Annotated in this window: 13 protein-coding genes; 4 read left to right on the plus strand and 9 right to left on the minus strand. The window is 60.2% G+C overall.

The features are described 5' to 3' along the window. Positions 1 to 102 precede the first annotated feature (102 nt). Together AB8B02_RS18365 and AB8B02_RS18370 are read left to right on the plus strand one after the other, a co-directional pair. Entirely contained in the window at positions 103 to 1,026 is a 924-nt protein-coding gene (locus AB8B02_RS18365) for a dienelactone hydrolase family protein (RefSeq protein WP_439064767.1), read from the plus strand. A gap of 385 nt (positions 1,027 to 1,411) precedes the next feature. Continuing rightward, positions 1,412 to 3,343: a caspase family protein gene (locus AB8B02_RS18370; RefSeq protein ID WP_439065892.1), complete on the plus strand. Its 1,932-nt coding sequence runs from the start codon at positions 1,412 to 1,414 to the stop codon at positions 3,341 to 3,343. Positions 3,344 to 3,555: 212 nt separating this feature from the next. On the opposite strand, the gene AB8B02_RS18375 is transcribed toward AB8B02_RS18370, so the two are convergent. Beyond that, complete coding sequence (locus AB8B02_RS18375) at positions 3,556 to 4,347, minus strand: SDR family NAD(P)-dependent oxidoreductase (protein ID WP_439064768.1); 792 nt, start codon at positions 4,345 to 4,347, stop codon at positions 3,556 to 3,558. Between the two features lie 80 nt (positions 4,348 to 4,427). Between AB8B02_RS18375 and AB8B02_RS18380 the strand changes: the two genes are divergently transcribed. Next, the gene (locus tag AB8B02_RS18380) at positions 4,428 to 4,976 is read left to right on the plus strand and encodes a MarR family winged helix-turn-helix transcriptional regulator (RefSeq protein WP_439064769.1); all 549 of its coding nucleotides are present in this window, start codon (positions 4,428 to 4,430) and stop codon (positions 4,974 to 4,976) included. Positions 4,977 to 5,092: 116 nt separating this feature from the next. Continuing rightward, positions 5,093 to 6,145 carry an IS110 family transposase gene (locus tag AB8B02_RS18385; RefSeq protein WP_439064770.1) on the plus strand — a complete coding sequence of 351 codons (1,053 nt, stop codon included), beginning with the start codon at positions 5,093 to 5,095 and terminating at the stop codon, positions 6,143 to 6,145. A gap of 671 nt (positions 6,146 to 6,816) precedes the next feature. On the opposite strand, the gene AB8B02_RS18390 is transcribed toward AB8B02_RS18385, so the two are convergent. The 8 genes from AB8B02_RS18390 to AB8B02_RS18425 form a co-directional block, all read right to left on the minus strand. Then, positions 6,817 to 8,232, minus strand: a complete 1,416-nt coding sequence (locus AB8B02_RS18390; protein ID WP_120286776.1) for an aldehyde dehydrogenase family protein — start codon at positions 8,230 to 8,232, stop codon at positions 6,817 to 6,819. A 91-nt stretch (positions 8,233 to 8,323) separates the two neighbouring features. After that, a complete protein-coding gene (locus AB8B02_RS18395) occupies positions 8,324 to 9,085 on the minus strand; it encodes an SDR family oxidoreductase (RefSeq protein ID WP_120286765.1) in 762 nt (253 codons plus the stop codon). 94 nt (positions 9,086 to 9,179) lie between these two features. Further along, positions 9,180 to 10,148, minus strand: coding sequence for a Bug family tripartite tricarboxylate transporter substrate binding protein (locus AB8B02_RS18400; RefSeq protein ID WP_120286764.1), 969 nt, complete (start codon positions 10,146 to 10,148; stop codon positions 9,180 to 9,182). A 223-nt stretch (positions 10,149 to 10,371) separates the two neighbouring features. Next, a complete protein-coding gene (locus AB8B02_RS18405) occupies positions 10,372 to 11,898 on the minus strand; it encodes a porin (protein WP_439064771.1) in 1,527 nt (508 codons plus the stop codon). A gap of 494 nt (positions 11,899 to 12,392) precedes the next feature. Next, positions 12,393 to 13,163 (minus strand): SDR family NAD(P)-dependent oxidoreductase, encoded by a 771-nt coding sequence (locus AB8B02_RS18410; RefSeq protein ID WP_439064772.1) that lies wholly within the window; start codon positions 13,161 to 13,163, stop codon positions 12,393 to 12,395. Beyond that, positions 13,160 to 13,858: an NAD(P)H-dependent oxidoreductase gene (locus tag AB8B02_RS18415; RefSeq protein ID WP_231079521.1), complete on the minus strand. Its 699-nt coding sequence runs from the start codon at positions 13,856 to 13,858 to the stop codon at positions 13,160 to 13,162. Before AB8B02_RS18415 ends, AB8B02_RS18410 begins: the two co-directional genes overlap by 4 nt. A gap of 30 nt (positions 13,859 to 13,888) precedes the next feature. Next, positions 13,889 to 14,776 (minus strand): branched-chain amino acid ABC transporter permease, encoded by an 888-nt coding sequence (locus tag AB8B02_RS18420; RefSeq protein ID WP_120286760.1) that lies wholly within the window; start codon positions 14,774 to 14,776, stop codon positions 13,889 to 13,891. Continuing rightward, positions 14,769 to 15,542 carry an ABC transporter ATP-binding protein gene (locus AB8B02_RS18425; protein ID WP_120286759.1) on the minus strand — a complete coding sequence of 258 codons (774 nt, stop codon included), beginning with the start codon at positions 15,540 to 15,542 and terminating at the stop codon, positions 14,769 to 14,771. Before AB8B02_RS18425 ends, AB8B02_RS18420 begins: the two co-directional genes overlap by 8 nt. Position 15,543 lies beyond the last annotated feature (1 nt).

Here is a 15,543-nt window from a genome sequence, read left to right on the forward strand (position 1 = left end):
AAAATATGACGTGATCCTAGCCGCAAACCAATTTGATCGACAAGCGCGTTGAGACAGGTTCCGCATGGAACCAGGTTCATTGTAGTAACGCTCGGAGACGAGATGGCGACCATTTGCCGAGTGTCTTACGTTGCACTAGTGTTGATCGCAGGTACCGCCGGGCTGTTGACGAGCTCTCTGGCGGAAGATTTTGTCCCGCCGTTACGTATGCTTCCTTCTGAAATCGCCAGCCGCGCCGCGTCATTCGCGAAGGAGCTCACCTATCCGCAGCCGGTCAAGGCGGGAGATGAACTGACCTCGTCCCAAGCTGCGTTTCTGAAGCCTGACGGCGATGGCCCGTTTCCTGCGCTGGTGATGGTCCATCAGTGCGCAGGCGTGAACCAAGCGATCGTCCTCTGGGCGCGTGAAGCTGTCAGCCTTGGCTATGTCGTTCTCCTGATCGACAGTCTGACGCCTCGGCAGGTTAGCACGTTGTGCTTCGGGCCGCGAAACGGCGTCAATCTATTCCGCGGAGCAAAAGACGCATTTCAAGCGGCGGACTATCTCCGTCAATATCCGTTCGTGGACCCGACTCGGCTATCATTCGTCGGGTTCTCTTGGGGAGCGATGGTTGGCCTTATCGTCTCCAGCGCAAGGTACGCGGAAGCGCTGGGCGGTCGCCCGTTCGCATCCGTTGCAAGTTTCTATCCCGGGTGCTTCCGCGTTTCGCGGCCAAATACGCCGAGCTTTGACATCGTCAGCGATGACATGAAGCAGCCAACACTGGTTCTCATGGGCGCCACCGACAATGAAACCCCCGCCAGCGAATGCGTTGAAAAACTACATGAAGCCAAGTCGGCTGGCTCAGCCGTAGAATGGCATGTCTACCCTGACACTGGCCACTGCTGGGACTGCCGGCAACTCGACGGTCGTAGCAAGACGGATTTACGCGGGAACCTAGTTTCTTATAAGTTTAGACAGGACGTCACGACAGACTCATCCAAGCGGTTATTTCAATTCCTAGCCGCTCCGCACCGGGGCAAATAACTGTGGTGACAGACTCTCTCCACAGGAATAGACCCCCGCTCCTCCGACACTGAAGGACTTGCATCTGCGAGGCGCCCTGACTGCAACCGTTCAGGATTGGCGAGAGGCGGTAGTTCGAACGATTTCCTTTTCAATACAACCGGATCTTAAAGGACCCTACCCGCTCTGGCGGGGCAGTTCCGGTACGGTAAATTACAGCGGTATCTGGTTAATCTCATTAGCGGCGATCGCCACGGAGGTTGATGGTGAACGCAGAAACGACCGTCGCTATCTTTTTTGTTGCCTGCCAGGTAGTCCAAGCTAACCAGACGAATTTTACGCTACCCAACAGGGGGCTTCTGTAGCAATCTAAGTTATACTTTTTGGAATTTTGATAGTGACCGTCATACGCCTTTTGATCGCGGCTGGGCTCTACTGCACGTTGGTTACAGCGGCGGCGGCAGAAAAACGAGTCGCGTTGATCGTGGGAAACTCCGCCTACAGTCATGTCGGAAGACTTGCGAATCCGGCGAATGACGCGGCCGCCATCGAAACAGTGTTGAGAAAAGCCGGTTTCGATACGGTCGATTCGCGTCGTGATCTTTCCATAAGTGACACGAGAAAAGTACTGCGGGACTTCACGGCAAAGACGCGTGATGCAGACGTAGCCGTTATCTATTACGCGGGACACGGTATTGAAGTCGACGGAATCAATTACATTATTCCGATCGACGCGACTCTTGAGCAGGACACGGATATCTACGATGAAGCGGTTTCGCTCGACCGTATCCTTGTCGCTGTTGAGCCCGCCAAAAAGCTGCGGCTGGTAATCCTTGATGCTTGTCGCGACAACCCGTTCGCCAAGACCATGAAGCGTACGTTGGGTTCTCGCGCGATTGGCCGAGGCTTGGCAAAGGTTGAGCCTACCACGCCCAATACCATGATTGCGTTCGCCGCCAAAGCAGGTTCGACCGCTTCAGACGGCACGAGCCGCAATAGCCCCTTCGCCACCGCACTCGTGGATCACCTGCCTAAACCCGGACTGGACCTGCGTAAGGCTTTCGGCTTCATTCGCGACGATGTGATGAAAGCTACCGACAACAAGCAAGAGCCCTATGTTTACGGGTCCCTCGGCGGCAACGACGTGTCGCTAGTGCCGTCGGGTGCGGTTCTATCACCGACTGTAGTTGCCCCCCCATCTTCATTGCCAGGCTCCACCAATGCCGATGCCCGGCGTGACTACGACGCCGCAGTGACGATCGGTACCCAAGCGGTTTGGGAGGCGTTTATTGTCGATTATCCGAGAGGCCTATACACGGAGCTCGCCAAGGCGCAGCGCGCAAAGTTATTGGCCGAGGAAGCTCGCAGCGCCGCGGCCGAGCGATCACGTATCGCTGACGAAGAGAAAGCCCGGCTCGCTGCCGACGGTGCGCGTGCTGCGGAACAAGCGAAAGCAGCGAAAGCCGCGAAGGCAGCCGACGAGGTTCGGATCGCTGCAGAAAAGAAAAAAGCAGCGGAAGACGCCAAGCTAGCCGAAGCAGAGCGTGCCAAGACCGCCGCCGTAGCGAAGGCTGCAGAAGAGGCGCGCGTTGCAGCGGAAAAGAAAAAAGCGGCGGAAGACGCCAAGCTGGCCCAAGCAGAGCGCGCCAAGATCGCCGCGGTAGCGAAGGCTGCGGAAGAAGCACGCGTTGCGGCGGAGAAGAAAAACGCTACCGATGGCCCAAATCTACCGGAGAGGAAGCGCGAAGCTGACGGACGCCAGGCGATCTCGCCGAATTTGGATACGGACAGACCTACTGGGCCGGTGGCCAGCGTTGCATCCGATTCGAAGTTCGAAACTTCATCACGATCTGCCGAAAATGCAATTGATATACCTCGTCAAGTACAAGCAGAGCTGCGTAGAGTTGGTTGCAACACCGGAGCCGTTACCAGCGAGTGGAACGGCGCCGCCCAGCGCGCACTCGGTCTCTTTAACAAGCACGCCGGCACCACCCTAGATGTGAAACTTGCAAGTCTTGATGCGCTCGATCTAGTCAAAAGTAAAACCGGCCGCATCTGCCCGTTGGTCTGCGAAAGCGGCTACAAGGCCGATGGCGATCGCTGCACGAAAGTAACATGCCGCGCCGGCTATGAGGTTGGAAACAACAACGCTTGCGAAAAAATCGAAGTCAAGAAGCCGCCAACTAAGCGCGCCCCTTCAACGACCCAGGTGGCGGCGCCCGCAGCGCCGTCCGCGCAAATCATTTGTGGTAATGGTGGCTGCCGCCCAATCGGCAAGGGATGCAAACTAGTGCAGACGCGCAATGGATACGCCGGAAACTTCGAAGTCTGTAACTGAGCACAAATCCGAAATTCCTGTACGCGCCGCGCCGGCGCTGGAGATGTGTCAATCGCTTCGCCGCAGGAGGTGTTCACAATTCACACACGAGCGCGAGCATGAACGTCCGTTTTGCGCCATAAGCGGTCATGGAAATCTTGCATTCGTTCCGTGCGAGACGCGCGCCGCCGACGCTCTGGCCAACAGATTGCGCGTCTCTCTACTATCTCTTATCAGGCAATATTATAGCGCGGAGCTGGCTTGCCGGTTTGAGTCGCGGCGAAAAGTGCCGAGCGTGCCTCGTCGTACCTATCCCAGAGAGTCGCGTCGGCGACCGACGGCCAAGTAACCTTCTCGCCGTTGTCTAGGCCCGACAATGCCGCATCAACCATGTTCTCAGTCGTCATCACCGCTTCCTGGTTGAGTGCCGAGAGAGGAATTCCGGAGTTGTCCCATATCTCAGTTGCGGTCGTAGCCGGGTTGACCAACTGAACCCTGACACCGGTGCTGGCGAGCTCTTCTTGAAGGCCGCGCGTAAAATTTATAACAAAGCCCTTCGTGCCGCTGTAAACAGCGCTGACCGGCAGCGCGTGAATCCCGAGCACCGAAGCAATGTTGATGATCAAGCCGTCATTCGCCTTCACGAAGGCCGGCAGAACGGCATGGGTGAGGCGCGTCAAAGACGTCATGTTGAGCGCAATCTGCGCGAGCGAGTCTTGAAGGAGAGACTGTGCAAGCGGTTTCAGCCGAGCCAAACCAGCATTGTTTACCAGGATTCGGACTGTCGGATTGGTTGATAGAACGCGCTCAACCTTGGCGATGTCATTATCCTTTTCGAGGTCAGCTTGAAGCGCTTCGACGTTTACGCCGTGAGCTTTCCGGATCTGGTCGGCTACATCCTCAAGGCGATCAACGCGCCGCGCGACGAGCACAAGGTCGTAGCCGCGCTTGGCAAAACGATCGGCGTAGACGGCGCCGATACCCGAGGACGCTCCTGTGATAACAGCGGTTTTCGGTGCGGACATGGCATTTCTCCATAAACTTTGGCACCCAATTGTTGGGTACCCAAGTATTTAGGTGATGGTCAGGGCTTTTCAATGCTACGGTGCCCAACTATCTTGAGGATATGAGAAACCGGAAAAACAGCGAGATTTCGTCGGCTTATGAGTTGGACGAGCTTCCCTGCACGCATACAGCGCTTCGTCAGGCTGCCCGACGGCTCGGCCATCTCTATGACGAGGCTGTGGCACCAACTGGCCTGAAGGCTACGCAAGTTGGCCTACTTTTCCAGGCCGATCGTCTCGGCGGGGTGGATGGCCCTACTCTAAATACGCTTGCCGAACGTCTCGCACTCAGCATCTCATCATTGACATATGCGCTGCGTCCATTGGTGCGCGATGGCTTGATGAAGCTTGAGCAGGACAAACACGACAAACGAACGAAACACGCATCACTCACAGCGCTGGGCAGAAAGCGTTTGGCCGAAGGGATCAAGTTGTGGACCACTGCAAATCGTCGCACCGAGCTGGTACTCGGACACGATTCGGCCACTCAACTTCGGGAGCTTGCAGATGGCGTCTCGTCCAGAAAATTTCTTGACGCTTATAGGGCCGGGCGGCCTGCTGGTTCAAAGCGATCAGAGCGTGACGCTTAGCTTCGGCAGGAACTGGTCACCGGAAAACGCTTTATGTCCGCTAATGGGATGGACCGGCTGCTTCTCCCGCGCGGCAGTCGGCCTAGACTGCTGCATTTCAACCGGAGAAGCAGCCCATGGATACAACCATTGCGCCCCTCGACTCGATCGGCATCGATATTGGCAAGGAAGTCTTCCACCTCGTCGGCTTCGGCACCGACGGCAAGATCGCGTTCCGTCGCAAGATCAAGCGACTAGCCCTTGTGGAAACGTTCAAGAAGCTACCGCCATGCATCGTTGGCATGGAAGCTTCCCTCAGCGCCCACTTCGTCAGTCGCGCTTTGCGACAGCTTGGCCATGAGCCGCGGATCATTCCGGCGATCTATGTGAAGCCATTCGTGAAGGGGCAGAAGAACGACTACAACGACGCTGAGGCAATTGCCGAAGCCGCTTTAAGGCCTAACCTGCCTACCGTCCGGGAGAAAAGTCAGGATCAGCTTGATCTGCAGGCCTGCCACCGGGTTCGCTCTCGGCTGGTCTCCCGCCGAACAGCGACCATCAACCAGATTCGAGCCTTCCTCATCGAACAGGGCATTGCCGTGCGAACCGGCTCGCGCGCCTTGCGCACCTCACTATTCGAGATTCTGAAGAACCGCAAAGACGAGATATCGCCGCGCATGAGCGATCTGATCATCGGGCTCCATGAGGACTGGCTCCGGCTCGACGAGCGCATAGAGACGACCACGCGCGAGATCGAGGAGATCAGCGAGCACGAGGAGAACTGCACCCGCCTCATGAGTGTGCCTGGCGTTGGGCCATTAATCTCGACGGCCATTGTCGGAGCGATCGGCACGGGTGAGGCTTTCAACCGAGGCCGGGATTTTGGCGCCTGGCTTGGGCTGGTGCCGCGACAGTACAGCACCGGAGGGCGCTCGATCCTGGGCGGCATCTCCAAGCGCGGCAGCCGATACCTGCGAACCCTCTTCATCCAGGCTGCCAAGGTCCTTTTGATGCGACCTCAAAACTGGGCGAAGTTCAGCTTCGGAGAGTGGCTGACCAATGCCGCGCCGAGGATGCATCGCAACAAGCTCGCCGCCGCTCTGGCCAACAAGCTCGCCCGCATTGCCTGGAGCGTGCTCTATAGCGGAAAGGCCTTCGACACCCACAGACTTGAGGCCGAAACCATCTAGGCTCTCGACCTCCAAATCAGTTCGCGATTGAAAAGCTGCATGGACCGGATCGATCGACGTGCTCAGAGCCTGGTGGCGCAAATGGTTACTCGAAAACCTGTCCGCTAATGAGGCCAAAGGTGCGTGCGTATCCCCATCAAGGCCACGGCCCGCGAGCCGATCAACAGGCCGGATACATATCAGCGACTTCCGCTATCCACGCAAACTTTCACTTGCGATCAGCTGCCGGTCCATACATTTGCGCCATGAGCTACCAGCCAAGCGTGGTTCAGACTGTATAGAAAATTCATGTTTCTTATACAGTCGTCGTCTGGATAGCTTTTGCGTATTTCTTATACAGTCAGAAACCGGGTAGATCTTCCATATTCTCCATAACAGTCGGCCTGCCCCCAGCACAGGCACCGATCTTTCGCCATCGGCATCGAGATTATTTAGAAGTCCGCTTTGCGCCAAGAGCCGCCCTCACGTCACACTTCTAGTCCTTTAGGCCGTATGACCTGAGCCGGCCAATTTGCGGCGCTCGAAGCCCAAATTTCCCCGCGGGAAGAAATGTGCGGCCGCGCGCCAACTTGGAGGAAGCGCGCGACCGCGGCGCCGCGAGAGCTACGACAGCCTCGTGGCGGACTACTTGCGGCGAACCGCTATCGTGTTTTGGGGCGAAGTCGGATTCGCTACCCAATGATCGCTTTGACCTCCAGATATTCTTCGAAGCCGAAAACCCCGAACTCGCGTCCATTACCGGACTGCTTGTATCCTCCGAACGGAAGGCTGCGGTCGAATGCAGCGCCGTTGAGGTAAACGCGTCCTGCGCGGATGCGATTGGCGACGGTGCGCGCCCGGTTGCGGTCACGCGATTGCACGAAGCCCGCCAGTCCGAACGGCGTATCATTCGCGATCTCGATGGCCTCGTCCTCGCTGTCATAGCTCATGATGGACAGCACGGGACCGAACACCTCCTCGCGCGCAATTCTCATTTGCGATGTCACGTCGCCGAACACGGTGGGGCGAACGTAGTATCCGCGATTGAGCCCCGCCGGCCGGCCCGTTCCGCCCGTGATCAGGGTCGCGCCCTCGTCAATGCCGGACTGGATCAGATCTTGTACTTTCCCGAACTGTGACTGGCTCACCAAGGGCCCCATGGTAGACGCCGGATCGAGCGGATCACCGAGACGGATGCTGCCAACGGCCTCGCTTGCGGCAGCGAAGGCTTCGTCGCGCTGCGCGCGCGGAATCAGCATGCGCGTGGGCGACTGGCAGTTCTGGCCTGCATTTGTGTAGCAGGCGTGAACGCCCTGTATCACGGCAGCTTTCAAATCGGCATCAGGAAGGATGATGTTGGCGGACTTGCCGCCCAGCTCTTGCGCGACGCGCTTGACGGTGTCCGCCGCCAGCTTGGCCACCCGGACGCCGGCCGTTGTCGATCCGGTAAACGACACCATGTCGATCTCGGGATGGGCGGCGATCGCCTCGCCCACCGTCGGACCATCGCCATTCACCACGTTGAACACACCCGGCGGGATGCCGGCCTCGTGCACGATCTCGGCGAACAGCATGGAGCTGAGTGGCGCGATCTCGCTGGGCTTGAGAATAACCGTGCAGCCGGCCGCCAGCGCTGGCGCGACCTTCGAAGCCACCTGGTTCAACGGCCAGTTCCAAGGCGTGATCAGGCCGCAGACGCCGATCGGCTCGCGACGAACGACCCCGCCTCCCATCGGTTCTTCGAACCTGTAGTCCGCAAGCACGCGCGCAGCTTCCTCGAAATGAAACAGCGCAACGGTCGCCTGGCGCTCCATCGCAAAGGTGATCGGTGATCCCATTTCCAGCGTCATCATCCGCGCCAGTTCCGGCAGACGTGCCCTGAATCCCTCGATGATCTTCTGAAGATAGACGAAGCGATCTTTCACGCTCACTTCGGAATATGTCGCGAAGGCGCGGCGGGCGGCCTGCGCAGCCCGGTCCACATCCCGGCGAGAGCCCAGGCTAATCCGCGCGAAGGCCTCCTCCGTCGCAGGATTGAAAACTTCAAGAGTTGACGGTGTGACGGGATCCACCCAGGCGCCGTCGATATAGAATTTCAGCTTGTCCATCTTCTCCATCCGTAACGCCTACATAGCCATTGTGTTTGGAGCTCGCGGCCCCGCCGTCGCTATCTCGCCGCAACTCCCGCCGCCGAGTGCTTTAGAGGTGCCTGCCCTCGTCCACGGGCACGACGATCCCCGTCGAGCTCGTCAGGCTGACGATGCAGGCCATCACCGCTCTTGCGACATCGTCGGGCGTCGTGATGCGGGCAAGCGGGAGTTTTTCGGCGACCCGCTGCAACTGTTCCCGCGTCCGGCCAGCGACGAAATCCGTATCCACGCCGGCCGGCGAAATGGAAAACACCCGGATTTTCGGTGCGAGCACTTTCGCGAGCGCGATCGTCAACGCGTCGACGCCCGCCTTGGCGGAGAGATAAGCGAGGCTGCTTCCCAGCCCCGTGCGGGCGGCAATGGACGAAATGTTCACAATGGCAGCGCCGCTGCCGCGCTCCAGCAATGGACGGAAAGCGCGCACCATGGCGAAAGGCCCCCGCAAGTTGACAGTCACGGTCCGGTCGAAGATCTCGTCGGTCAGTGCGTCAAGATCGTTGGCGGGCACTGGCGTCGTGGCGCCTCCACAATTGACCAGTACATCGAGCCGGCCGTACTCCTTCTCCACCTGCGCCGCGGCTTCGGCGATAGAGGATGGATCGTCGATCGCGATGCGCAGAGCGAGATGCCCGGTACCCTGCAGCCCGCTCACGACATCTTCCGCCAGCTCCTTGCGGCTGTTGTAGCCGACCACAACAGCCGATCCGCTGGCGGCGAGCCGCGCCGCTGTCGCCTTGCCAATCCCGCTGCCACCGCCCGTGACGAGCGCCACTGTGGGAGTCGATAGCGCGGGAACATCGATGCGGATCATGTGGGTCACTCAATCACTCCCGATCGTCAGACGACGAGCCCGGACCAGCGCAAGCAGGATAACGCTGCACTGCGCGGTGCCGGCCTCGCCCTTGCTACATTGCAATTTTTGCCGCTTCGATGACCGGCCGCCACTTGGCGAGTTCGGCCGCGACGAATGCCTTGAGATCGTCCGGCGATCCACCGACGCCCAGCAATGCATTCTGCCCGAGAATAGCCTTTCCCTTTTCACTCTGAAGAAAGCCGTTCACGATGCTGTTCAACTTGGCGACGATCTCTGGCGACGTCCCGGTCGGCGCGACCATGGCGTACCACGCTGATGCCTCGAAGCCCTTGAAGCCCGTCTCCTGCACTGTCGGTACGGCCGGCAGTTGCGCGGCCCGCTGGCTGGTCGTGACGGCAAGCGCCTGAACTTTTCCCGAAGTGACCAGCGGCACATAGGTCGGCATGAAGTCGATGACGATGTCGATCTGACCGCCGAGCAAATCCGTCATCAGCGGTGATGTGCCGCGATACGGCACGTTGGTCATCTTGACGCCGACGGACCTCTGCACCAGTTCCGACGTGATGTGCCCGAGCGTGCCGTTGCCGGGATGTCCCACATTGACCTTGTCAGGGTTCTGTTTCGCATAAGCGATCAACTCTTCGAATGTCTTCGCTGGAAAGTCGGCGCGCGCCGTTACAATGAGCGGGGACTTGGCGACGAGAACGACCGGCGTGAAATCCTTTTCGGAATCATAGGCCAGCCCCTTATACATCAGCTTGTTGAGTGCAATCGGCGCAGGGGTCCCAAACAGGAGCGTGTAGCCGTCAGCGCTCGCCTTGGCCACGGCCGCACCGCCAATGCTGCCGCCTGCCCCCGCACGATTGTCGACGATGAACTGCTTGCCGAGCGCCTCGCTCAGCGCCTGGCCGACCGCGCGCGCGAGCGTATCGACGGCGGATCCTGCCGGAAACGGCACGATCATAGTGACGGTCCGTTCCGGCCATCCTTGCGCGGCGGCGTTGTGAATGGGCGTCAGGGCGAGCACGAGACCGCACAGGCCGACTAGCAATGCACGCATGTTTCCTCCGATTTTTACGATGCAGGCTGTGCCCGCTTGTTCAGCGCCATCTTCCGCAGCGCTTTCCCTGTTCGATGTCCTACAATCAAACCGCTATCGAAGTTGCGGAATGTGCCGCCGTTCCGCTGTACGGCATGGCTCGCTCACGCGCTTGCGTGAACAGTCCCCCGGCACGTCTGCCGGGGGCTCTTGTTTTCAACACCGCCCCAGTGGTCGATCAGGCTCAGAACGATCGCAGGATCTGAACCGCGCCGTTGTAGAGGTTCTGATCGCGCACGGCGTAGGATGTGCCCGCCGGCTTGCCCACGACGTTGCCGGTGTAGGTGCCACCCAGGCTCTGATCCATGCGGCTGTAGATGAATTCCGCCGAGAGCGTCAGATTTTGAACGGGCGTCCAGGCTGTTCTGGTGCCGACCTGCGTGGTGGCAAAGTCGAAGTTGTTGCTGGTCCCGGACAGAACGCCGGCGGACGAAGCCGCTGCCGAGGACGAACTGGTGCCGAAGCCCCGCGTGGTCGAGGCGAATGCCCCTGCCAACAGAGCATTGCCCGCGTCGCCGTAGGAGATGTGGCTGTAGTTGGCGAAGAGAGAGGTGCGCCACGCTGGGTTCCAGTAATGCTCGAAGAAGCCACTGACTTCCCAAGCCGAACTCTGCACGATCTGGCCGCCGGGCGCATAGACACCATCGAGAACGTAGCCGAAGCCGACCGTGTTGCCATCGAACTTGGCGAACCGCCCGCCACCCAGCGTATCCACCGTCCCAGCGAAAACGTATTTCGCGGCGCCCTTGGCGTAGGAGGCTTCCAGCTTGAGGCTGTCGCCCGCGCCCGTCGGCAGGTTCTTGAACTCGACAGCGCCGCTTACGGCGAAGCCATAGGCATCGTCAGGGTGGCCGGAGGGTTCATTGGTGTAGTATTGCGCCGTCGCCTGATGAAGGGCTGCAGCGAAATGCAGCGTGCCCCATGCCTGATCTAGGCGCAGGTTGCCGACGACGTCCGGCATATGGTTGCCGCCGGCGGCATTACCGAGGAACGTGTTCGACGACGAGCCATAGAATGCACCGGTGAACTGCGAGGCACCGGGCGCCACGATGAACGTGTTCACGTTCCACAGGCCGGCATTGCGATAGGGCGACGCGTTCTCGAGCGAGATGGTGCCGGAGACGCCGTTGCCGAAGGAGGCCGTATAGGCCAGCTGCGGGATGCCGGTCGCGTTGTTGGAGCCCGCGAAAAAGCCGGAGGCGATCGTCGGCTTGGCGAGCGCCCATTGCGGGTCGAACTGCGAGACGGCCTTGCCGAAGGTGAAGCCTGCGAACTGGATGAACGCGAAATCCACTTCGACGTAGCCACCGGCGATGCTTTCACGTCCTTGCGCGAAATCGAAATGAATGTTGGAGAATGTGCGGAGCAGACCGTATTCGGTCGCTGTGCGCGTATCGGTGGTCAGCGTCAGGCGCGGCTTGGTGTTGAAATAGTCCTTCGTGTAGAGATTGTTGCCGCCGGCGCCGCCGAACCAGTACGGCACGTCATAATTGCTCGCAGCATTGAAGGCGGTATCGATGCGAAGTGCACCGCCGATCTTGATGCAGGTGTCGGTGCCCGGGATGTAATAGAAGCCCGCGCCGTAAAGCGAACAGATCTTCACATACTCGACCGCCTTGGCCTTCACCGGAAGATCGGCTGCGTATGCACCGCCGATCGCGAGAATCCCTGCCGCCGAGCCGAGAACAAGAGTCTTGATAGTCGTCGTCATTATAGCCCTCCGAATTGCCGTCGTTTCCTCAGTGAAATGTTACTTGGCCGCCCACCGCCGGCTCGCGTTCGTTGTACGCGAGGGCGTAACGCTGTTTTGATATAGGATATTGATGGAGAGATCGGCCTGTCAACGATGGCGGCGAATTTCGGGCCAATGATGAACGGAGTGTGTCATTCGCGTTGCATTGACGCACAAACGAAGGGTACCGTTTCGTCATCGCGAACAACTATCGAAACGCATGCGCGCCGCACGTCGAGAACGATGATAGCGAGCCCGCCAATAGAACTCGTATCGCCTCGCTGCGAACTGCCGGCGATCGATTTAGTGAGTCGCTCCGCAAGATGCCGCGCGCTGCGGCTCGCGCGCGCGGCGATATCATTGGGCGTGTAGGGCAGCGCATCCATGGTCGGCGTATGAATGCCGCCGAACTATTGTCGAACCGGCGTCGTTCGATCCCGCAGCGGATGCGGACTGCTGTTTGGCGCGCTCCGTCAGCTCACGCCGCCATCGGCGATGATCGTACGCCCGGTGAGCCATTTCGCCTCCGGCGACGCGTGGAATAGCGCAACACCGGCGATGTCGTCGGTCTGCCCGACGCGACCGAGCGGCGTCATCGCCGCGATCCCTGCGCCGCGCTCGGCCAGGATCTGCGTCGTCATGTCGGTCTCGATCACGCCGGGCGCGATCGTGTTGACTGTGATCCCGCGCGGGCCGAATTCCTTGGCGAGCGCATGCGACAGGGCAGCAACCGCCGCCTTGGAGGCCGCATAGATCGAGGTGGTCGGGATCGGCCGGGTAGCGAGTGCGGAGGAGAAATTGATGATCCGTCCTCCCGGCGCGGTCAGATGCGGGAGCGCCGCCTGAATAACAGCGATCGTGCCGAGGACATTGGTATCGAAGGTGGCGCGGAACAGCTCGGGGTCGACCGCCTCGAACGGCCGATATTCCGCGATACCGGCGCAGTTGACCAGAATGTCGAGATGCCCGAACCGCGCAATGACCTGTGCGACCATCGTCCGCGCCTCGTGCGGATTGGAAATGTCACCAGCAACGCCGATGCCTTGTGCCCCCAACTCGGCGATATCACCGAGTACCGCATGCGCCGCCGCGGACTCATTGCGGTAGCCGATCGCCACACGACAGCCCGCGCCGGCAAAACGCCGTGCGATCGCAGCTCCCATCCCGCGCGACCCGCCCGTGACCAGCACGACCTTGTTGCTCAACGAATCCCGGTCGGGCCGCCCTTGATCGCTGGTGCTCATGACCTGCCTCTTTCCGTGGGAGTGACTACTGCGATGCCGGCGTGCGGCGCCATGTCTTCGACTGCCTTTTGCAATCGCAGGCTCCATTGCCTCAGATACACTTCGCGGCCTTCGGCATCGACGCGCGGCGCGGCGTAAGCGACGAACGGTTCAAGAGCTGTCATGCCAAGATACTCGATCATCAGGCGCTGTGCCGGCCACAGCACAGTCTGGATATCGCCATAAGCGTCGCCAGCCGAGAACCGTTGCCGGGTGCCGCCGGTGCTGAGGCACAGCAGACCGCGCTTGTCGGGAAAGAAGCCGCTGTCGAAGCGGCGGCCATCGGCATAGGCGAAGCCAAAGGCAAGGACGCGGTCGAACCAGCCCTTCAGAATGGCCGGCATGCCGCCCCACCAGATCGGATAGAGCCAGACGACAAGATCGGCGTCGCGAAGGCGCTGCTGCTCACGCACGAGGTCGGCCGCGAAACCGCCGGTGCCATGCGCATGGGCCTGTTCGGTCTGATAGTGAAAACGTCCCGCGTCCGCCACGGCATTGAAGTCGTGTCGGCCGGCGACCGGATCGAACCGTTCGGCATACAGATCGGACACCACCACCGCGTGGCCGGCCTGCCGCAATGTCGCGACACCGGCATCCTTCAGGGCACCCGTGAAGGAGGTCGGCTCGGGATGCGCATAGATCATCAGGACGTTCATCGCGATACTCTCGCAAGCGACATCATTGGATCAGGCGCTCTTAGCCCGGCCGGCGAACAACCCACTGGGGAAAAACAGCAGCACGATGAGCAGCACCGTCAGCGCCACGATGTTCTTGAAGCCCGCGCCGAAGAACACGATGGCACCGGACTGGATGACGCCAAGGAAGATGCCGCCGATCAGCGCCGCCGGCGCACTGCCGAAGCCCCCGATGATCGCCGCGATGAAGCCGTTGATGCCGAACGGCCCGCCGACGCTGTACGCCGTATATTGCGTTGGCGTGATGAGAATGCCGGCTGCGGCGCCCAGCGCTGCACTGAGTGCGAAGGACACGATCAGCATGCGCTCGACGGGAATGCCGAGCAATGCGGCGGCCTCGCGGTTCTGCGAACAGGCCCGCAAAGCGCGTCCCATCCGCGTGCGGTTGAAGAATTGCGTCAGAGCGAACACCATCAGGGCGCCGCAGCCGAGCACCCAGAACAACTGATAGCCGATCGCGATCGGCCCGATCTTCAACGGCCCGCCGGATGTGAATTCAGGGTAGGTCCGCGGCTGATCGCCCAGCGTGAGAATGACGACCTGTTCGATCAGAAGCTGGATAGCCAGAGTCGCGAGAATGATCGCGAACAGCGGCGCTTTGCGACGCCACATCGGATTGATGATGGTGATCTGGACGAGAACACCGATGCCCGCGACCAGGATTGTCGACAGCACCGCCGAGACATAGATCGGCAGGCCGAATTGCGTCAGCAGCGTATGTGCGAACATGCCGCCGAGCATGACGAACACGCCCTGCGCGAAATTGACGATACCGCTGGCGTTGTAGATGACGCAAAATCCGATCGCGACCAGTCCGTAGATTAGTCCGATACCGACGCCGTTGACCAGACTCTGAACGAGTTCGACTGCGCTAGGCATTGGCTGCCTCCTCTACGCCGAGATAGGCGGCAATGACTTCGGGATGGACCTTGATTTCGTCCGGCGTGCCTTCGGCGATCTTTCGTCCGAAATCGAGCACCGCGATCCGGTGCGCGATCCGTGTGACCAGTCCGACATCGTGTTCGATCAGCAGCACCGTGGTGCCTTGGCGGTTGATCTTCTGGATGATGTGCGCGAGCGCGTCGGTCTCCTGCGTATTGAGACCGGCGGCGGGCTCGTCGAGCAGTAGCAGCCGCGGCTTGGATGCGAGCGCGCGTGCGACTTCGAGCAGTCGTTGTTGACCATAGGGCAGCAATTCGGCATCGAGATCGGCCTGCGCGCCAAGCCCGACGAAATCGAGCAGTTCGCGCGCCCGCTCGTGAACCTCGGCTTCCTGCCGGCGAAACCAGGATGGCCGCAGCAGTGCCGCGGCGACGCCGCCGCGGGTCGCGAGGTGGCAACCGACCTCGACATTCTCGGCGACGGACATGCCCTTGAACAGCTGCACGAGCTGAAACGTCCGGATCAACCCCATAGCGGCGATCTGATCCTGGCGCATGCGGGTGGTGTCGCGGCCATCGAATGCGATGCTTCCCGAGGTCGAACTCAGGAAACCGGAGATCATGCTGAAGAACGTCGTCTTGCCCGCACCGTTCGGGCCGATGACCGCGAACAGGCTGCCTTGCGGCACGTCGAGATCGATCTCGTTATTGGCGAGCAGCCCGCCGAAACGCTTGGTCAGACCCTTGACCTTGAGGAGCGCCATG

The sequence above is a fragment of the Tardiphaga sp. 862_B3_N4_1 genome (genome assembly GCF_051811085.1).
GTDB lineage: Bacteria > Pseudomonadota > Alphaproteobacteria > Rhizobiales > Xanthobacteraceae > Tardiphaga > Tardiphaga robiniae.